Source organism: Herbaspirillum seropedicae, from assembly GCF_001040945.1.
Classification (GTDB): Bacteria; Pseudomonadota; Gammaproteobacteria; order Burkholderiales; family Burkholderiaceae_D; genus Herbaspirillum; species Herbaspirillum seropedicae.
The window spans coordinates 5,481,052-5,501,320 of sequence record NZ_CP011930.1 but is presented as its reverse complement, the minus strand read 5'-3'; the positions used below and the strand labels follow the sequence as shown (position 1 = coordinate 5,501,320).

Here is a 20,269-nt window from a genome sequence, read left to right as displayed (position 1 = left end):
TGCCATTCATCGCCGCTGCTGCGTGGCCGGTCTGACATCCGGGACCAGGAGACGGGTCCCGTTGCCCTCATCGAACACATCCAAAGGAAACCTTATGAGCCTCCCGCATATCGATCACTTCATCAATGGCCAGATTTCCCGCTCCGAGAGCGGCCGCAGCCAGGACGTCTTCAATCCGGCCACGGGTGCTGCGACCGCCAAGGTGGCGCTGGCCTCGGTGCAGGAAGTCAATGCGGCCGTGGCAGCGGCCAGTGCGGCTGCGCCGGCCTGGGCGGAGACGGCGCCCTTGAAGCGTGCCCGGGTGCTGTTCAAGTTCAAGGAACTGATCGAGCAGAACCACGATGCGCTGGCCAAGGCGATCACGCTGGAACATGGCAAGGTCTTCTCGGATGCGAAAGGGGAGGTCACCCGCGGCCTGGAGATCGTCGAATTCGCCACCGGCATTCCGCAGCTGCTCAAGACCCAGTTCACCGACAACATCGGCGGTGGCATCGACAACTGGAACCTGCGCCAGCCGCTGGGCGTGACCGCCGGCATTACGCCGTTCAACTTCCCGGTGATGGTGCCGCTGTGGATGGCCCCCATCGCCATTGCCACCGGCAACAGCTTTGTGTTGAAGCCTTCCGAGCGCGATCCTTCGCCCTCGCTGATGCTGGCCGAACTGTTCAAGCGCGCAGGCTTGCCCGATGGCGTCTTCAACGTGGTCCAGGGCGACAAGGTCGCTGTGGATGCGCTGCTGGAGCATCCGGAGGTGCAGGCCGTGTCCTTCGTCGGTTCCACCCCGATTGCGGAATACATCTATCGCAAGGCCACCGAGCGCGCCGGTACCTTCCCGCTGCGCGCCCAGGCCCTGGGCGGCGCCAAGAACCACCTGGTGGTGATGCCCGATGCCAACCTGGACCAGGCCGTCGATGCCCTCATCGGTGCGGCCTACGGGTCGGCGGGCGAGCGCTGCATGGCCATTTCGGTGGCGGTGGCCGTGGGCAGCGTGGCCGACAAGCTGGTGGAAGCCCTGATCCCCCGCGTGAAGGCCTTGAAGGTCAAGAACGGCATGGAAGACGACGCCGAGATGGGCCCGCTGGTGACCGCCGCGCACAAGGCCAAGGTCGAGGGCTACATCCAGAGCGGCGTGGACGCCGGCGCCAAGCTGCTGGTCGATGGCCGCGGGCTGAAGGTGCCCGGCCATGAGGAAGGTTTCTTCATCGGCGGTACGCTCTTCGACCACGTCACCACCGAGATGAAGATCTACCAGGAAGAAATCTTCGGTCCCGTGCTGTGCGTGGTGCGCGTGCCGGACTTCGCCTCGGCGGTGCAACTGATCAATGCGCATGAATACGGCAATGGCGTCTCGCTCTTCACCGCCGATGGCAATACTGCGCATGAATTCTCGCGCCGCATCCAGGTGGGCATGGTAGGCATCAACGTACCGATTCCTGTGCCGATGGCCTGGCATTCCTTCGGCGGCTGGAAGCGTTCGCTCTTCGGCGATACCCATGCCTATGGGGAAGAGGGCATTCGTTTCTATACGCGCTACAAGTCCATCATGCAGCGCTGGTCGGCCACTATCGGCAAGGGCGCCGAGTTCACCATGCCGGTGGCGAAGTAAAGCAGGGGTGGTTAGCATGACTACCGTTCGACCTGAGTAGTCGCACCGCGACGTATCGAAGCCTGTCCTGAGCTTGTCGAAGGGGCGCGTCGTCGGCGAATCTTTGCGTCTTTGATACGCGCTACTCAGTCCGAACGGGCAGTGACAGAGCAAGAACCAAGAACAAGCGCATAGCGGAGACACCATGCAATCGGCAGGGCAATACGACTACATCATCATTGGCGCCGGCACCGCCGGTTGCGTCATGGCCAACCGGCTCTCGCGCAAGACCGGCAAGAAGGTGCTGCTCATCGAGGCGGGCGCCAAGGACGACTACATCTGGATCCATATCCCGGTGGGCTATCTCTACTGCATCAACAATCCGCGCACCGACTGGATGTTCCGCACCGAAGCCGATGCCGGTCTGAACGGGCGCAGCTTGATCTACCCGCGCGGCAAGGTGCTGGGGGGCTGTTCGTCCATCAACGGCATGATCTACATGCGCGGCCAGGCGCGGGATTACGACCACTGGGCCGACGTGACGGGTGACGACAGCTGGCGCTGGCAGAACGTGCTGCCGCTGTTCAAGAAGAGCGAGGATTACCATCTCGGCGCCGGCCAGTTCCACGGTGCGGGCGGCGAATGGCGCGTGGAGAAACAGCGCCTGCGCTGGGACATCCTCGATGCCTTCCGCGATGCGGCCGCCGAGAATGGCATCCCCAAGGTCGAGGACTTCAACTGCGGCGATAACGAGGGCTGTGGCTACTTCGACGTCAACCAGAAGCGCGGCGTGCGCTGGAACGCGTCCAAGGCCTTCCTGCGGCCTGCCATGAAGGATGGCAACCTCACCATCATGACCGGCTCCCACGTGAGCCGCTTGCGCATGGAGCAGGGCGAGCAGGGGCCGGTCTGCACCGGCGTCGAATTCACCGGGGGCGGCAGCGCCTGGTTTGCCGAAGCCAAGGAAACCATCCTGTGTGCGGGGGCCATCGGTTCGCCGCACATCCTGCAGATGTCGGGCATCGCCGATCCGGCGCTGCTGCAGCAGCACCAGATCCCGGTGGTGCATGCGCTGCCGGGCGTGGGCGAGAACCTGCAGGACCATCTGCAGATGCGCATGGTCTTCAAGGTCAACGGCGCCAAGACCCTCAACGCCATGGCCTCGACCCTGGTCGGCAAGATGCAGATAGGGCTGCAATACCTGTTCACGCAAAGCGGTCCGATGTCGATGGCGCCCTCGCAGCTGGGGGCCTTCGCCAAGTCCGATGCGCAGCAGGCCAGCGCCAACCTGCAATACCATGTGCAGCCGCTGTCGCTGGAAAAGTTCGGCGATCCGCTGCATGCCTTCCCTGCCTTCACCGCCAGCGTGTGCAACCTGCGTCCGACCTCGCGCGGCCATGTGCGCCTGGCCTCGGGGGATCACGCGCTGGCGCCCAGGATCACCACCAACTACCTCTCCACCGAAGAGGACCTGAAGGTCGCCGCCAATGCGCTGCGCCTGACCCGCCGCATCGCCGCTTCGCCGGCGCTGTCGCGCTACCGTCCGGAGGAATACAAGCCCGGCGCGCACTATGAGACAGAAGAGGATCTGTATCGCGCTGCCGGTGAGGTGGGCACCACCATCTTCCATCCGGTAGGCACCTGCCGCATGGGCCGCAGCGATGATGCGATGGCCGTGGTCGATGCCCAGGGACGCGTGCGCGGGGTAGGTGGCCTCAGCGTAGCCGATGCCTCGGTGATGCCCTCCATCACCTCCGGCAACACCAATTCGCCGACCGTCATGATTGCCGAGAAAGTCGCTTCCAGCCTGCTTTCCCGGGCATAGGAGAAGGAATTCCCAGCCGCTGGAGGATACGGTACTTATACGTATTGTATGAATGGTACGAACGGGCTACTATGCGCCAAATATTAAAACGAGCTTCTCGATTCGCCAGGTAAATACGGCGGTTCCTGGATCCAAAAGATCCAGGCCATCCGCAGCAGGCAGGCCTTGACGACCGGATCAACCGGCGCGGGCATCAAAGGGAAAGAAGAGACCATGACAGACGTCATTCTGGAGACAAGAAACCTGACGAAGGAATTCAAGGGTTTCACGGCAGTAAGCGCGGTCAACCTGCAAATTGAGCGCGGTCACATTCATGCCTTGATCGGCCCCAACGGCGCCGGCAAGACCACATGCTTCAACCTCTTGACCAAGTTCCTGGTGCCGACCTCGGGCCAGATCCTGTTCAACGGTCGCGACATCACCATGGATGCTCCCGCGCAGATCGCGCGCCAGGGCATCATCCGTTCCTTCCAGATTTCCGCTGTCTTCCCGCACATGAGCGTGCTGGAAAACGTGCGCATCGGCCTGCAACGCAAGCTCGGCACCTCCTTCCATTTCTGGAAGAACGGCGAGAGCCTGAAGCAGCTCGACGAGCGCGCCATGCAGCTGCTGGAAGAGGTGGACCTGACCAGCTTTGCGCACACCACCACGGTGGACCTGCCCTATGGCCGCAAGCGCGCGCTGGAGATTGCCACCACCCTGGCCATGGAACCGGAGCTGATGCTGCTGGACGAGCCCACGCAGGGCATGGGCCACGAAGACGTGGACCGCGTGACCGCCCTGATCAAGAAGGTCTCGGCGGGCCGCACCATCCTCATGGTGGAACACAACATGAGCGTCATCGCCGGCATCTGCGACCGCATCAGCGTGCTGCAACGGGGCGCGCTGCTGGCCGAAGGCAGCTATGAAGAAGTCTCGCGCAATCCGCAGGTGATGGAAGCCTACATGGGCAGTACCTCCGCCGAACTGCAAGGTGCGCACTGATGAGCACCGCCACCCTGAATGCTGACGCCATGACGACTTCTTCTTCCTCCGCGCCGCTGGTGCTGCAGATCAGCGATCTGCAATCCTGGTACGGCGAATCGCATATCCTGCACAACGTCAACCTCAACGTCCACCAGGGCGAGGTGGTCACGCTGCTGGGCCGCAATGGCGCCGGTCGCACCACCACGCTGCGCTCCATCATGGGCCTGGTCGGCACGCGCAAGGGCTCGATCAAGATCAACGGCCAGGAGACCATCAACCTGGCCACCCACAAGATCGCCCATCACGGCGTGGGTTACTGCCCGGAAGAGCGGGGCATCTTCTCCTCGCTCTCGGCTGAAGAAAACCTGATGCTGCCGCCCTTTGTCTCCAAGACCGACAAGGGCATGTCCATCGACGAGATCTACGAGATGTTCCCCAACCTGAAGGAGCGTCGCAACAGCCAGGGTACGCGCCTGTCCGGTGGCGAACAGCAGATGCTGGCGGTGGCCCGCATCCTGCGCACCGGTGCGCGGCTGCTGCTGCTGGACGAGATCTCCGAAGGCCTGGCCCCGGTCATCGTGCAGGCGCTGGCGCGCATGATCACGACCTTGAAGGCCAAGGGCTACACCATCGTCATGGTCGAGCAGAACTTCCGTTTCGCCGCGCCGCTGGCCGATCGTTTCTATGTGATGGAGCACGGCCAGATCGTCGAGTCCTTTGCGTCCTCGCAGCTGGAAGCGAAGATGCAGACCCTGAATGAACTGCTCGGCGTCTGATCGGCATTGATCCGGTCCGCAGGCGTGGTTTTTCCGTAGCAACGGCTTCACCAGAACAAGAAGTACTGCTTAACAGGTACTGAACACTAATACGTAAGCATAAGTGACGGGGGAGTGATCCTCTGCCGCACCAGTTCAACTGGCACCACTATCACAAGCGGGCTTCATAACAGAGGAGATGACAATGAAACTTAAGGCAATGGCACTGGCGATCACCGCAGCAGCGGCGGTATTCGCGTCGGCATCGGCATCGGCCCAGATCTCGGGTGATGTGATCAAGATCGGCTTCATCACCGACATCTCGGGCGTGTATTCCGACATCGACGGCCAGGGTGGCGCGGAAGCCATCAAGATGGCCATCGCCGACATGGGCGGCGCCATCAACGGCAAGAAGATCGAACTGCTGGTGGCGGACCACCAGAACAAGGCCGACGTGGCCGCCAGCAAGGCCCGTGAATGGTTCGACCAGCAGGGCGTAGACATGCTCATCGGCGGCACCAACTCCGGCACCGCCCTGGCCAGCGCCAAGGTGGCGGCAGAGAAGAAGAAGGTCTACATGCAGATCGGCGCCGGCTCGGCCCGCCTGACCAATGAAGAGTGCTCGCCCTATACCGTGCACTACGCCTACGACACCGTGGCCCTGGCCAAGGGAACCGGTTCGGCGGTGGTGAAGCAGGGCGGCAAGAGCTGGTTCTTCCTGACCGCTGACTATGCCTTCGGCCATTCGCTGGAGTCCGATACCGCCAACGTCGTGAAGGCCTCCGGCGGCACCGTGGTGGGGGCCGTCAAGCACCCGCTGGGCGCGTCCGACTTCTCTTCCTTCCTGCTGCAGGCGCAGAGCTCCAAGGCCCAGATCATCGGCCTGGCCAATGCCGGCGGCGACTTCATCAACTCGGTGAAGGCAGCCAACGAGTTCGGCATCACCAAGACTGCCAAGCTGGCGGGTCTCCTGGTGTTCATCAACGATGTGCACTCGCTGACGCTGAAGAATACCGAAGGCCTGTACCTGACCGACAGCTGGTACTGGGACGCCAATGAGGAAACCCGCGCCTTCGCCAAGCGCTACTTCGCCGTGCGCAAGAAAATGCCATCCTCCCTGCAAGCGGCTGACTACTCGGCTGCGCTGCAATATCTGAAGGTGGTCAAGGAAATCGGTACCGATGACTCCGACAAGGTCATGGCGGCGCTGCGCAAGGCCAAGTTCAACGACATGTACCAGAAGAACGGTTACCTGCGCGCTGACGGCCGCGTGATGCACGACATGTACCTGTACCAGGTCAAGGCCCAGTCGGAATCGAAGTATCCGTGGGACTACTACAAGCTGGTGCAGACCATCCCCGCAGAGCAGGCCTGGACCACCAAGGCCGAATCCAAGTGCGCGGCCTGGAAGTAAGCACGACGTAGCAGTAAGGCCATCGCACAGCCCAGCAAAATCTGTCATTTCTGTTCACACGGGGATGGCAGATTTTTGCTGTAGGGCGGGCTGTAGGCGATGGTGATCTTCACCCATCTGGATGAACGGGTTTTTATGGAACTATTCGGCATACCCCTGCAAGCCTTGTTGAGCCAGCTGCTGCTGGGACTGGTCAACGGCTCCTTCTACGCCATGCTCTCGCTGGGCCTGGCGGTGATCTTTGGCTTGCTCAACGTGATCAACTTCGCCCACGGCACGCTCTACATGCTGGGCGCTTTCCTGGCGTGGATGGGGCTTTCCTACCTCGGCCTGAACTACTGGGTCATGCTCATCGTGGCGCCTATCCTGGTGGGGGCCTTCGGGATCGTCATCGAGAAGACCATGCTGCGCTGGCTCTACAAGCTGGACCACCTCTATGGCCTTCTGCTGACCTTCGGCATCACCCTGATGATCGAGGGCATCTTCCGCTCCATCTATGGCGTCTCCGGCCAGCCGTATTCGGTGCCGGACCTGCTGCAGGGGGCGACCAACCTCGGCTTCATGGTGCTGCCCAACTACCGCGCCTGGGTCGTGGTGGCGTCGCTGATCGTCTGCTTCGCGACCTGGTTCGTGATCGAGAAGACCCGCCTGGGCGCCTATCTGCGCGCCGGCACCGAGAACCCCAAGCTGGTCGAAGCCTTCGGCATCAACGTGCCGCTGATGGTGACCCTGACCTATGGCTTCGGCGTGGCGCTGGCGGCCTTTGCGGGCGTGTTGGCGGCGCCGGTGATCCAGGTCTCGCCACTGATGGGTTCCAACCTCATCATCACCGTCTTTGCGGTGGTGGTGATCGGCGGCATGGGCTCCATCCTCGGCTCCATCATCACGGGCCTGGTGCTGGGCCTGATCGAAGGCCTGACCCGGGTGTTCTACCCGGAGCTGTCGGCCACCGTGGTCTTCATCATCATGGCCATCGTCCTGATGGTCCGTCCGGCCGGCCTGTTCGGCAAAGAGAAATAATCGGAGACCGGCATGAACAAGAAAATCGGAATTGCTGTTTTACTAATATTGTTGTTGGCGGCGCCGTTCGGCATCTACCCGGTGTTCCTGATGAAGATGCTGTGCTTTGCGCTGTTCGCCTGCGCCTTCAACCTGCTGATCGGCTACACCGGCTTGCTGTCCTTCGGCCACGCGGCCTTCCTGGGCTGGGCCGGCTACATGTGCGGACAGGCCTTGAAGGTATGGGGCCTGCCCACTGAGCTGGGCCTGATCATAGGGACCCTGACCGGGGCGCTGATCGGTCTGGTGATGGGCCTGCTGGCGATCCGCCGCCAGGGCATCTACTTCACCATGATCACGCTGGCGCTGGCGCAGATGCTGTTCTTCGTGGCCTTGCAGGCGCCCTTCACCGGCGGCGAGGATGGTTTGCAGGGCGTGCCGCGCGGCAAGCTGCTGGGCTTCCTGAACCTGGAAAGCGACATGACCCTGTACTACGTCGTGCTGGCCATTGCGGTGGCGGGCTTTGCGCTGATCGTGCGGACCATTCATTCGCCCTTCGGCCAGGTCTTGAAGGCCATCAAGGAGAACGAGCCGCGCGCCATCTCGCTGGGCTATGACGTGGCGCGCTACAAGCTGCTGGCCTTCGTGCTGTCGGCCGGCCTGTCGGGCCTGGCAGGCGCCACCAAGACCCTGGTGCTGGGCTTCGAGACCCTCACTGACGTGCACTGGAGCATGTCCGGCCTGGTGGTGTTGATGACGCTGGTGGGGGGCCTGGGCACCATCCTCGGACCCATCGTCGGCGCGGTCATCATCATCATGCTGGAGAACAAGCTGGGTGATATCGGCGCCTGGCTGGCCAGTGTCACCCACATCGACTGGTTCAATACCCTGGGCGATTCGGTGACCATCGTGACGGGCTTCATCTTCATCGTCTGCGTGCTGGCCTTCCGCAAGGGCATCGTCGGGGAAATCCTGGCCTTGACCCGGAAAGGGCAGGCCAGCGGGTCGCACTAGCCCAAGGGATCAACAGAGTCGGGATCGTCGGCGACGATGATCCCTTTACCGCCGGAAATCACCTTTTCAGGTGATTTCCCGGCGGTAATTTTTTGTGCGTGCAGAACAGTTGCCCGGTGTTGCGTAACAGAGCCAAGGGCGGCCCCCAAAATAGATCCAGGCTGGCGTCATCTGTTGCTGATGCTGCGTCGGACGGGGCGGTAGAATGTGGGCCGGTCGGGGGAGGGCTGCGATGGTGCTGCCGGTAGGGCTTCTTCTTTCCGGCTTTCGTCATCCACCTTTGCTTCCGATTCCATGTTCCGTTTCCGCTCTTGCTGCCGCTGTTGGTGTTGCTGTATGTCTCCCTCTTTCTCCGCGTCCTGCTCCGGAGGGGAGGGCGGCCGTGCTTGATTACCTCATCCTGTGCGGAGCGGCCTTCGTCGCCGGTCTGATTGATGCGGTGGTGGGCGGTGGCGGCCTGGTGCTGGTGCCGACGCTGTTCTCGGTCTTCCCCACGACCACGCCAGCAACCTTGCTGGGGACCAACAAGGTCACCGGCGTCATGGGGACCAGCGCCGCGGCCATCAATTTTGCCCGCAAGGTGGCGGTGCGCTGGAGTACGGTCACACCCGCGGCCATGGCGGCCTTTGCGTTTTCCTTTTTCGGCGCCTATGTCGTGACCCATATCCCGACGGACCTGATTCGGAAGGCCTTGCCTTTCGTCTTGATCGCCGTGGCGCTTTATACGCTCAAGAAGAAGGACTTCGGCACCACTCATGCGCCTACCCTGAGCGGAAGCCGCGAGATTTTCTACGCGGCCTTGATTGGTGGGGCAGTGGGCTTCTATGACGGCGTCTTTGGTCCCGGCACGGGGAGCTTCCTGGTTTTCCTCTTTGTGCGCGTATTCAGCTATGACTTCCTGTCAGCCTCGGCGGCAGCCAAGTTCGTCAATGTGGCGACCAATCTCGCGGCGCTGTGCTGGTTTGGGTATAGCGGGCATGTGATCTGGCAACTGGGTTTGCTGATGGCCGTGTTCAATGTGGCGGGTTCGCTGGTGGGAACCAAGTTGGCCATGAAGCACGGTAGCGTGTTTGTCCGCAAGCTGTTCCTGGTGGTGGTGGGCGTGCTGATCCTGAAGTCCGGGTATGACGCCTTCTTGCGGTGATGTTTCACGTGAAACAGTCGAGGTAGGTAAAAGTTGGAGTGGAAGGTAAAGCGGAGCTAATGGCTCCGCTTTTATTTTGACGCGCATTGTTTCACGTGAAACAGCTCCGCGAATGTTTCATTGATCAGCTCTAGCTATCGCTTTGTGAAAGTAATAGCAGGTTGGAGGGGAGGGAAGTGCGGTAAACCAACAGCCTCTGGAGTGGCATCCGACCCGCCCGGATAAAAGGTCTTATAATCTCGCCTCTGTTCTTACCTCTCCGCGAGGCGCGCATCATGCTATTCCCCACACAATTTGACGTCATTGTCGTTGGCGGCGGTCACGCCGGCACCGAAGCTGCACTGGCCGCAGCACGCATGGGCCAGAAAACCCTGCTCCTGACGCACAACATCGAAACCCTCGGCCAGATGTCCTGCAATCCCTCCATCGGCGGGATCGGCAAGGGCCACCTGGTCAAGGAAGTAGATGCCATGGGTGGGGCGATGGCCATCGCCACCGATGAAGCCGGTATTCAATTCCGCATCCTCAATTCCTCCAAGGGACCGGCTGTACGCGCCACGCGCGCCCAGGCCGACCGCATCCTGTACAAGGCGGCGATCCGTTCGCGCCTGGAAAACCAGCCCAACCTGTGGCTGTTCCAGCAGGCCGTGGACGACCTGATGCTGGAAGGAGATCGCGTGGTGGGCGCCGTGACCCAGGCCGGGATCCGGTTCGCGGGCAGGGCAGTGGTGCTCACTGCAGGGACTTTCCTGGACGGGAAGATCCACGTGGGTCTCAACAACTACTCCGGTGGCCGTGCCGGCGATCCGCCAGCGGTGTCGCTGTCGGCCCGGCTGAAGGAATTGAAGCTGCCGCAAGGGCGCCTGAAGACCGGTACGCCACCGCGCATCGATGGCCGCAGCATCAACCTGGCCATCCTGGAAGAGCAACCGGGCGATCTCGACCCGGTGCCAGTGTTCTCCGTCATGGGCAATGCCGCCATGCACCCGCGCCAGATGCCGTGCTGGATCACCCATACCAACAGCCGCACCCACGACATCATCCGTGGCGGGCTGGATCGCAGCCCCATGTACACCGGCGTGATCGAAGGCGTGGGCCCGCGTTATTGCCCCTCCATCGAAGACAAGATCCACCGCTTCGCCAGCAAGGATTCGCACCAGATCTACCTGGAACCCGAGGGCCTGACCACTCACGAGTTCTACCCCAACGGCATCTCCACCAGCCTGCCCTTCGACGTGCAGCTGGAACTGGTGCGCTCGATGAAGGGCATGGAAAACGCCCACATCCTGCGTCCCGGTTATGCCATCGAATACGATTACTATGACCCGCGCGGCCTGAAGTCGTCCCTGGAAACACGCCAGGTGCAGGGTCTGTTCTTCGCCGGTCAGATCAACGGCACCACCGGCTACGAAGAAGCCGCCGCCCAGGGCATGCTGGCCGGCATCAACGCCGCCTTGCAGACCCAGGGCCGCGAAGCCTGGACCCCGCGCCGTGATGAAGCCTATCTGGGCGTGCTGGTCGACGACCTGGTCACCCAGGGTGTGCAAGAGCCGTACCGCATGTTCACCAGCCGCGCCGAGTATCGTCTCTCGCTGCGCGAAGACAATGCCGACCTGCGCCTGACCGAGATCGGCCGCGAACTCGGTTGCGTGGGCGATGCGCAATGGGAAGCCTTCGACAGGAAGCGCGAAGCTGTTTCACGTGAAATGGAGCGCCTCAAGTCCACCTGGGTCAACCCGCGCATCCTCGCCGCAGCTGAAGCCGAGCGTGTGCTGGGCAAGGCCATCGAGCGTGAATACAACCTGCTGGACCTGCTGCGCCGCCCCAACGTCAGCTACGACAGCCTGATGGGCCTGACCGGCACCGAAGGCCAGGCGCTGGCCGGCCCCGGCATCGAAGACGGCCCGGTGCGCGAACAGGTCGAGATCCAGGTCAAGTACGCCGGCTACATCGCCCGCCAGGCCGACGAGATCAGCCGCCAGGATCACAATGAAAACCTGAAGCTGCCCGCCGACCTCGACTACATGGACGTCAAGGCGCTGTCCATCGAAGTGCGCCAGAAGCTCAACAAGCATCGTCCGGAAACCCTGGGCCAGGCTTCGCGGATTTCGGGCGTGACCCCGGCGGCCTTATCGCTGCTGCTGGTGCATCTGAAGAAGGGCGGCCTGAAGCCCGCCACCGCCACCGACAATCAGGCGGCATGAAGAAAAAAGCCGGACACCCTTCCCGAACCAGATCAATACCAAGGCATCACGGATGAGCAACACTGCAGACCTGAACCACCTGACCCGCACCCTGAAGGAGGGCGCCACGGCCATGGGCCTGACGCTCTCCGACGCCCAGCTCGACAAGCTGATGGCCTACCAGGCCTTGCTGGCCAAGTGGAACAAGGTCTACAACCTGACGGCCTTGCGTGACCCGGCGCAGATGGTGACGCACCACCTGCTCGATTCGCTCTCGGCCGTGTCCGCCTTCACCGGTGCGCAGCGTGTGCTGGACGTGGGCGCGGGCGGCGGCCTGCCGGGTATCGTGCTGGCCATCTGGGCGGCCCAGGCGCAGCCGCAGATGAAGATCACCCTGGTCGATACGGTGCAGAAGAAGACGGCCTTCCTCAATCAGGTCAAGGCGCAATTGCAGCTGGGCAATGTCACGGTCGTGCATGCCCGTGTCGAACAGTTGCCCATCGAGCAACAATACGATGTCATCACTTCACGCGCCTTTGCGGAACTGAAGGACTTCGTCACATGGTCGAACCACCTGTTGCAGCAAGGCGGCAAGTACATCGCCCTCAAGGGGGTGCTGCCGCAAGAGGAAATCGACCGGTTGCCGCCGGGCTGGGCCGTGCAGCAGGTGCAGCCCTTGCAGGTGCCGGGCCTGGATGCCGAACGGCATCTCATCTTCATGGAAAGAACGACCTGATGAACAAACTCAAACAGGCCCTGGTGGCCGCCATGGTCTTGCTGGCAGTCGGTGGTGCGGCCAGCGCGCAGGAGGTCAAGACCGTCCCCTCGGTGGATCTGAAGCGCTACGCCGGCAAGTGGTATGAGATCGCCAAGATCCCCAACAGCTTCCAGAAGAAATGCCTCTCCAGCACCAGCGCCGACTACGCGCCGCGCGAGGATGGCATGATCGATGTCACCAACCGCTGCCGCACTGCCGATGGCGTGGACGAGGCCAAGGGCGTGGCGCGGGTGGTGGCCGGCAGCAACAACAGCAAGCTGGAAGTGCGCTTCGCACCGGCCTGGCTGTCGTGGATTCCGATGGTCTGGGGCGACTACTGGATTATGGATCTGGACCCGCAATACACCCTGGCCACCGTGGGCAGCCCCTCGCGTGAATATCTCTGGATACTCTCGCGCACCCCCACCATCAGCGACGAGCAGTACGAGAACGCGCTCAACAACGCCACCAAGCAAGGCTTCGACACCTCGCGCGTGGTCAAGAGCAAGCCCTAAGCACACCCCAGCGGCCCCGCCCGGGCCCTTGCGCACACAGGAGGCGGCATCATGCAGGCGCTGTTTCATTCCCTCGGCATCACCGATATCTGGCAACTCATCGCCGCCACCATGGTGTTCCTGCTGCTGCCCGGCCCCGGCACTTTCTGCGTGCTCACCTGCGCGGCCAAGGGCGGCGTGCGCGGGGGCTTTGCGGCGCAGGCCGGGCTGATGCTGGGCGACGTCGTGCTCATGTTCCTGGCCGCCGCCGGCGTGGCCGCGCTGTTGCATGCCAATCCCTTGCTGTTCCATGGTCTGCAGTACCTGGGGGCGGCGTATCTGGCCTACCTCGGTGCGCGTCTGTTGTTTGCAAGAGGCGAGGGCGGTGGTACAGTCGTACCCTTTTCCAACGCCGCAGAATTCCGGCGCGGCTTTCTGGTCACTTTGTTCAACCCGAAAGCCATCGTGTTTTACATGGCGTTCTTCCCGCTGTTCCTGGATCCCGCCACGCAACAAGGCGCGCTGACCTTCATCACGATGGGCGCGGTGATCAGTTGCTGCACCTTCCTCTATGGCAGCGTGCTGGTCATGGTCGGCAATGCCGCCGCCCGCCGCATGGCCCGCAATCGCACCATCGCCCGGCTGGCCTCGCGTGCGGCAGGGGTGTTCCTGATCGGTTTCGGCATCAAGTTGACCACGCAATAACGCTCACATAACAAAGATATGGCAAAAATATTTTGTGTCGCCAACCAGAAAGGTGGCGTAGGCAAGACCACTACCGCGGTCAATCTCGCCGCTGGCCTGGCGCAGCTGAACCAGCGTGTGCTGCTGGCCGACCTCGACCCCCAGGGCAACGCCACCATGGGTTCTGGCGTGAACAAGGCGACCCTGGAAGCCTCCATCTATGAAGTGCTGCTGGGCATGTCCGACATCCGCGCCGTGCGCAAGCGTTCCGAAGCCGGCGGTTTCGACGTGCTGCCCGCCAACCGCGAGCTGGCTGGCGCCGAAGTGGAAATGGTCGAACTGGAACAGCGCGAAGCACGCCTGAAGAACGCCTTCGCCCAGGTCGCCGACGACTATGACTTCATCCTCATCGACTGCCCGCCGGCGCTGTCCATGCTGACCCTCAATGGTCTGTGTTCGGCGCATGGGGTCATCATCCCGATGCAGTGCGAATACTATGCACTGGAAGGGCTGTCGGACCTGGTCAACACCATCAAGAAGGTGCATGCCAAGCTCAATCCGGAACTGAAGGTCATTGGCCTCTTGCGTGTGATGTTCGATCCGCGCATGACCCTGTCGCAACAGGTCTCGGATCAGCTGGAACAGCACTTCGGCGACAAGGTCTTCAAGACCGTCATCCCGCGCAATGTGCGGTTGGCCGAAGCGCCTTCGTACGGACTGCCGGGCGTGACCTTCGATCCGGCTTCCAAGGGTGCGCAGGCCTATATCGCGTTCGGCGCGGAAATGGTCGAGCGCATCAAGACACTGTAATTCGCGCTATAACCCGCGCTATCACTCGCGCTGTAATCACGCATCGTTTTCATCAGGCAATCGCATGGCAACTCTACCGAAAAAATCCAAGGGTCTGGGACGCGGACTGGACGCGCTCCTGGGCGGTTCATCCGACATCACCGAAGAAGCCCAGGCGCAGGCCGCTGCCCAGGGCCTGCCCACGGTCATGCCGGTCACCGAACTGCAGGCCGGCAAGTATCAGCCGCGTACCCGCATGGACGAGGGCGCGCTCAATGAACTGGCCGCTTCGATCAAGGAGCAGGGCCTGCTGCAGCCCATCCTGATCCGCGCCATCGGCCAGAAGAATGGCCGCGATACCTACGAGATCATCGCCGGCGAGCGCCGCTTCCGCGCCGCCAAGATCGCCGGCCTGACCGAGGTGCCGGTGCTGGTCAGGAACGTGGACGACCAGACCACGGCGGCCATGGCGCTGATCGAGAACATGCAGCGCGAGGATCTCAATCCCCTCGAAGAAGCCCAGGGCATTCATCGCCTCATCACCGATTTCGCCTTCACCCACGAGCAGGCCGCCATTGCCGTGGGCCGTTCGCGCAGTGCGGTGTCCAACCTGCTGCGCCTGCTCAACCTGGCCAAGCCGGTGCAGACCATGCTCATGGCCGGCGATATCGACATGGGCCACGCCCGCGCGCTGTTGGTGGTCGATTCGGCCACCCAGATCCAGCTGGCCAACCAGATCGTGGCCAAGCGCATGTCGGTGCGCGACGCCGAGAAGCTGGTCACCCGCGCCTCCGCCGAGCAGGCCGCCAAGCCGCGCGAAGGAAAGGAAAAATCCCGCGACATCGCCCGCCTGGAAGAAGAACTGTCGGATCTGCTGGCCACCCAGGTGAACATCAAGACCGGCGCACGCAACAAGGGCCAGCTGATCATCAGCTTCAACGACCTCGATGCGCTCGATGGCGTCATCACCCGTTTGCGCGGGGAGTCGGTGGAGAGCTGATCGCCCCATCCTATGCACCAAAGCAAATGGGCTGCCCGATTCGGAGCAGCCCATTTTTTATTGATATAAATAATTTATAGAATAACGATCTTCTCCGAATACTCATTGAGTACTTATTGAGTACTTATTGAGTACTTATTGAGCACTCATCCTACCGCTCGACCTGAGTAGGCCCTTTCAGGGCCGTATCGAAGGCGCATGAAGCTTGAACGTAATTGCGCCTTGCGCCTTCGCTACGCCGCCATGCCGCTACTCAGTCTGAGCGGGCCGGCGTGGCACGGTATCAGAACGTCCGCTGCACATCCGAACGCGGCGGCAGCTGATAGCTCCACGTCTCGGTCAGCGGCTTGCCATTGGCGCTCAGCGCGGCGCGCAACTCCACCGCCTGCGCCACATTGCGGATCTTCACCCGCAGCGTCAGCCGCCAGCCATTGATGGCCGGATTGGGCTGCAGTTGCACATCGATGAGTTCGCCATTGTTGGACACGCTCACCTGCGGCTGCACCGGCGTGCCCGCCGGCAGCGCGCCCAGCGGGCCCCCCGTGAAGTCCACCAGCAGCGCCGTGGTGCCATCGAAGGCGCGGATCAGGTTGGCTTGCGTGAGCTCGCCATCGGTATGGAAGGTCTGCTTGACCCAGCCCACTTCATTGTTGAGGATGGCCGGCTCGTCCATGGTCCAGTGGATGCGATAGTCATAGGCCAGCGGCGTGCCGCGCGCGGGCAGTTGTGCAGGCAGCCAGTAGGCCACGATGTTGTCGTTGGTCTCGTCGGCGGTCGGAATCTCGACCAGCTGCACGGCTCCCTTGCCCCAGTCGCCCTTGGGTTCGATCCAGGCGGAGGGGCGCAGGTCGTAGCGGTCCTTCAGGTCTTCATAGGCGGAGAATTCGCGACCACGCTGCAACAGGCCAAAGCCGCGTGGATTGCTGACTTCGAAGGAACTCACTTCCACATTCTGCGGATCGTTCAACGGCCGCCACAGCCATTCGCCGTTGCCGGTATGGATGGCCAGGCCATTGGAATCGTGGATGGCCGGACGGAAGTTGCGGCGCGAGGATTGCTGGTTGGGGCCGAACAGGAACATGCTGGTCAGCGGCGCAATACCCAGGCGGCCCACTTCACCGCGCAGGAATACGCGGGCCTGCACATCGAGCAGGGCGTCCTTGCCCGGCGTGAGGGTGAACTTGTAGGCCCCGGTGGCGCGCGGCGAATCCAGCAGCGCATAGAAGGTCAGCTGCTTCTCGCCCGGCGCCGGGCGCTGGATCCAGAATTCGGTGAAGTGCGGGAATTCCTCGCCGCTCATCATGGCGGTATCGATCGCCAGTCCACGCGCCGAGAGGCCATACACTTGCCCCTTGCCGATCACGCGGAAATAGCTCGCGCCCAGCACGCTCATGACCTCGTCTTCCTTGTCATCGCGATTGATGGGATAGACCACGCGGAAGCCCGCATAGCCCAGGTGGGCGGTGCTGTCCTTGGCCAGGTTCAGGTCACCGAAGTTGAAGCGGTCGGTGCTGTAGCCCACGTCCTGCACGCGGCCATCGATGATCTCGTGGATCGCCACCGGCGCGTTGAACTGCATGCCCTGGTGATAGAAGGCCAGCTTGAAGGGCGTCTTCTGGTCGCGCCATTCGAACTTCTCGCTCTTGGGCTGGATCTTCATGTAGTCGGCGAACTGCATCGCCGCAAAGGTCGGTGAGAGATTGCTCACCGGCTTCTGGTAGGGTTTGGCGGCCAGGTCCTTGGCGCGCGCCACGGCCTGGTTCAGGTCGAAGCCCTGGCTGGTCTGCGCCTGCGCCGAGGCGGCCAGCAGGCAAGCCGACAGCGTGGCCGATACCATCACGCTGTGCAGGAAACTCCATGTCAATCCATGTCTGATCAATGCATTTCTCCACAAAGATGCGGCATTCCAGCACCATCGGGCTGTGCGCCGCCATGCGCCTGCGTGTCCGGCAGGCATCAAAACAGAATAATATAGCGAACCGTCCGGCTGGCCATGCATCAAAGAACGCAAGCAATAAGTGCTCCCGCCGCCCGGCTGCTGTCCCGCTTGTGCAGGTCACAGAGTAGAGGGCAGACTGCCGCCAAAGTTTAAAAAAGAGAGAGGAAACCCGTGTCCCACAAGCTTACCAAGCGGCAAGCCGCGCCCACGCGCCGTCCCCGCCTGGCCCTGGCCGTCACCCTGTGCGCCCTGGCCTGCAGCGCCGTGCTCACCGGCCCGACCGCCCATGCGCAAGCCAATCCGGCCTTGCTCGGCGACAAGACCGCCTTCATCGACGACCTGTTGCGCCAGATGACGCTGGAAGAAAAGATCGGACAATTGCGCCTGATCAGCATCGGCCCCGAGATGCCCGCCAAGAAGCTGGCCGAGGAACTGGCCGCCGGGCGGGTGGGCGGCACCTTCAATTCGGTGACCCGTCCCGAGAACCGTCCGCTGCAGGACGGCGCCATGCGTTCGCGCTTGAAGATCCCGATGTTCTTCGCCTATGACGTCATCCACGGCCATCGCACCACCTTTCCCATCGGCCTGGGCCTGGCCTCCAGCTGGGACATGGACGTGGTCGCCCGCGCCATGCGCGTCTCCGCCGAGGAAGCCGCCGCCGACAGCATCGACATGACCTTCGCGCCGATGGTGGACATCAGCCGCGACCCGCGCTGGGGCCGCACCTCCGAAGGCTTTGGCGAAGACCCCTATCTCGTCTCGCGCATCGCCGAGGTCTCGGTACGCGCGCTGCAGGGCGACACCAAGCCTATCGCCGCCAATCGCGTGATGGCCAGCGTGAAGCACTTTGCGCTGTATGGCGCCGTCGAAGGCGGACGCGACTACAACGTCGTCAACATGGATCCGCAGCGCATGTACAACGACTACCTGCCGCCGTATCGCGCCGCCATCGATGCCGGCGCGGGCGCGGTGATGGTGGCGCTCAATTCCATCAACGGCGCTCCGGCCACCTCCAACACCTGGCTGCTGCAAGACCTGTTGCGCCGCGACTGGGGCTTCAAGGGATTGACCGTGTCCGATCATGGCGCCATCACCGAACTGGTCAATCACGGCGTGGCGCAGAACGACAGTGAAGCCGCGCGCCTGTCGATGAAGGCCGGTACCGACATGAGCATGGCCGACCAGGTCTACATCAAGCAATTACCGGAGCTGGTGCGCTCGGGCAAGGTCTCGCAGCAGGAGCTGGACAATGCCGTGCGCGACATCCTCGGCGCCAAGTACGACCTGGGCCTGTTCAAGGACCCGTATGTGCGCATCGGCCGCGCGGCCGATGATCCGCCCGACGTCTACGCCGACAGTCGCCTGCATCGCCGCGATGCGCGCGAGGTCGCGCAGCAGTCCATGGTGCTGCTGGAAAACCGCAATGCCGCGCTGCCACTGAAGAAGAATGCGCGCATCGCCCTGGTCGGTCCGCTGGCCGATTCGCACATCGACATGCTGGGCAGCTGGTCCGCTGCGGGCAAGGACAAGCAGACCATCACGCTGCGCCAGGGGCTGCAGGCAGCGCTGGGCGGGCAGGGCAAGCTGGTCTATGCACGCGGCGCCAACATCACCGAAGACAAGCACATCGTCGATTACCTCAATTTCCTGAACTGGGATGATCCGGAAGTGGTGCAGGACAAGCGCAGTCCGAAGGCGATGATCGATGAAGCGGTCAAGGCGGCGCGCCATGCCGATGTGATCGTGGCCGCCGTGGGCGAGTCGCGTGGCATGTCGCATGAATCCTCCAGCCGTACTTCGCTGTCGCTGCCGCAGAGCCAGCTGGACCTGCTCAAGGCCTTGAAGGCCACCGGCAAGCCGCTGGTGCTGGTGCTGATGAATGGCCGTCCGCTGGATCTCAATTGGGCGCGCGAGAACGCGTCGGCCATCCTGGAGACCTGGTACACCGGCACCGAGGGAGGCAATGCGATTGCCGACATCCTCTTTGGCGATGTCAATCCGTCCGGCAAGCTGCCCATCACCTTCCCGCGTTCGGTCGGCCAGATCCCCAGCTACTACAACCATCCGCGCGTGGGTCGTCCCTACACCGAAGGCAAGCCGGGCAACTACACCTCGCAGTACTTCGACGAGCCCAATGGTCCGCTGTATCCCTTCGGATACGGCCTGAGCTATACCGAATTCAAGCTCTCGGAGGTGAGCCTGTCGCAGCCGAGCATGAGCGCCGATGGCAAGGTAGAGGCCAGCGTGACGGTGAAGAACGTGGGCCGCCGGGCAGGTGCGACCGTGGTGCAGCTGTATCTGCGCGACGTGGCGGCCTCGGTGGTGCGTCCGGTCAAGGAGTTGAAGGATTTCCGCAAGGTGATGCTGCAGCCGGGTGAAGAAAAGCAGGTGCAGTTCAGCATTGATCGCAAGGCGCTGTCCTTCTACAACGCCAAGCTGGAATACGTGGCCGAGCCGGGGGAATTCCAGGTGCAGATCGGGCTGGATTCCAAGGAGGTGAAGACGGCTTCGTTCAATCTGCAGTAAGTTTTCTGGGAGAGGGCAATATGATTCCCGTTCGGACTGAGTAGCGGCGAAGCCGCGTATCGAAGGCTCGCCGTCGTGCTTTTATATCTTCGACAGCCGACGGAGCGCCTTCGATACGGCCCCGAAGGGCCTACTCAGTCCGAACGGTTGGAGATATAAATTGTCGTTGGATGAAGCAACGAAAATGGGCGCACT

General features: G+C 62.4%; 16 protein-coding genes. 15 read left to right on the top strand and 1 reads right to left on the bottom strand.

Annotation, left to right across the window (positions count from 1 at the left end; all coding sequences use genetic code 11):
• Positions 1-94: 94 nt before the first annotated feature.
• The 14 genes from ACP92_RS23955 to ACP92_RS23890 all read left to right on the top strand — a co-directional run bounded on the left by ACP92_RS23955 (position 95) and on the right by ACP92_RS23890 (position 15,609).
• On the top strand, positions 95-1,606 hold the full coding sequence (locus tag ACP92_RS23955) for a CoA-acylating methylmalonate-semialdehyde dehydrogenase (protein ID WP_013236708.1): 1,512 nt from the start codon (positions 95-97) through the stop codon (positions 1,604-1,606).
• Positions 1,607-1,790: 184 nt separating this feature from the next.
• Positions 1,791-3,410, top strand: a complete 1,620-nt coding sequence (locus ACP92_RS23950) for a GMC family oxidoreductase (protein ID WP_013236707.1) — start codon at positions 1,791-1,793, stop codon at positions 3,408-3,410.
• A 213-nt stretch (positions 3,411-3,623) separates the two neighbouring features.
• Positions 3,624-4,394 carry an ABC transporter ATP-binding protein gene (locus ACP92_RS23945; protein ID WP_013236706.1) on the top strand — a complete coding sequence of 257 codons (771 nt, stop codon included), beginning with the start codon at positions 3,624-3,626 and terminating at the stop codon, positions 4,392-4,394.
• Positions 4,395-4,423: 29 nt separating this feature from the next.
• Positions 4,424-5,152, top strand: a complete 729-nt coding sequence (locus ACP92_RS23940; protein WP_013236705.1) for an ABC transporter ATP-binding protein — start codon at positions 4,424-4,426, stop codon at positions 5,150-5,152.
• Between the two features lie 184 nt (positions 5,153-5,336).
• The gene (locus ACP92_RS23935; RefSeq protein WP_013236704.1) at positions 5,337-6,545 is read left to right on the top strand and encodes an ABC transporter substrate-binding protein; all 1,209 of its coding nucleotides are present in this window, start codon (positions 5,337-5,339) and stop codon (positions 6,543-6,545) included.
• 135 nt (positions 6,546-6,680) lie between these two features.
• Positions 6,681-7,565, top strand: a complete 885-nt coding sequence (locus tag ACP92_RS23930; RefSeq protein ID WP_013236703.1) for a branched-chain amino acid ABC transporter permease — start codon at positions 6,681-6,683, stop codon at positions 7,563-7,565.
• Positions 7,566-7,577: 12 nt separating this feature from the next.
• Positions 7,578-8,558 (top strand): branched-chain amino acid ABC transporter permease, encoded by a 981-nt coding sequence (locus ACP92_RS23925; protein ID WP_013236702.1) that lies wholly within the window; start codon positions 7,578-7,580, stop codon positions 8,556-8,558.
• 382 nt (positions 8,559-8,940) lie between these two features.
• Positions 8,941-9,702, top strand: coding sequence for a sulfite exporter TauE/SafE family protein (locus tag ACP92_RS23920; RefSeq protein ID WP_041311376.1), 762 nt, complete (start codon positions 8,941-8,943; stop codon positions 9,700-9,702).
• A 275-nt stretch (positions 9,703-9,977) separates the two neighbouring features.
• Positions 9,978-11,906, top strand: a complete 1,929-nt coding sequence (gene mnmG, locus ACP92_RS23915) for a tRNA uridine-5-carboxymethylaminomethyl(34) synthesis enzyme MnmG (protein WP_013236700.1) — start codon at positions 9,978-9,980, stop codon at positions 11,904-11,906.
• A 52-nt stretch (positions 11,907-11,958) separates the two neighbouring features.
• Positions 11,959-12,621, top strand: coding sequence for a 16S rRNA (guanine(527)-N(7))-methyltransferase RsmG (gene rsmG / locus ACP92_RS23910; protein WP_048348640.1), 663 nt, complete (start codon positions 11,959-11,961; stop codon positions 12,619-12,621).
• The gene (locus tag ACP92_RS23905) at positions 12,621-13,157 is read left to right on the top strand and encodes a lipocalin family protein (protein ID WP_013236698.1); all 537 of its coding nucleotides are present in this window, start codon (positions 12,621-12,623) and stop codon (positions 13,155-13,157) included. The genes rsmG and ACP92_RS23905 overlap by 1 nt, the downstream gene beginning before the upstream one ends.
• Positions 13,158-13,208: 51 nt before the next feature.
• Entirely contained in the window at positions 13,209-13,841 is a 633-nt protein-coding gene (gene leuE, locus ACP92_RS23900) for a leucine efflux protein LeuE (protein WP_013236697.1), read from the top strand.
• Positions 13,842-13,859: 18 nt separating this feature from the next.
• Positions 13,860-14,630 carry a ParA family protein gene (locus ACP92_RS23895; protein WP_013236696.1) on the top strand — a complete coding sequence of 257 codons (771 nt, stop codon included), beginning with the start codon at positions 13,860-13,862 and terminating at the stop codon, positions 14,628-14,630.
• A gap of 64 nt (positions 14,631-14,694) precedes the next feature.
• Positions 14,695-15,609, top strand: coding sequence for a ParB/RepB/Spo0J family partition protein (locus ACP92_RS23890; RefSeq protein WP_013236695.1), 915 nt, complete (start codon positions 14,695-14,697; stop codon positions 15,607-15,609).
• 283 nt (positions 15,610-15,892) lie between these two features.
• Here ACP92_RS23890 and ACP92_RS23885 read toward each other — a convergent pair whose 3' ends face one another.
• Positions 15,893-17,446 (bottom strand): glucan biosynthesis protein G, encoded by a 1,554-nt coding sequence (locus ACP92_RS23885; RefSeq protein ID WP_013236694.1) that lies wholly within the window; start codon positions 17,444-17,446, stop codon positions 15,893-15,895.
• 273 nt (positions 17,447-17,719) lie between these two features.
• On the opposite strand from ACP92_RS23885, the gene bglX reads away from it, so the two are divergent.
• A complete protein-coding gene (gene bglX, locus ACP92_RS23880; RefSeq protein WP_013236693.1) occupies positions 17,720-20,074 on the top strand; it encodes a beta-glucosidase BglX in 2,355 nt (784 codons plus the stop codon).
• Positions 20,075-20,269: the final 195 nt, after the last annotated feature.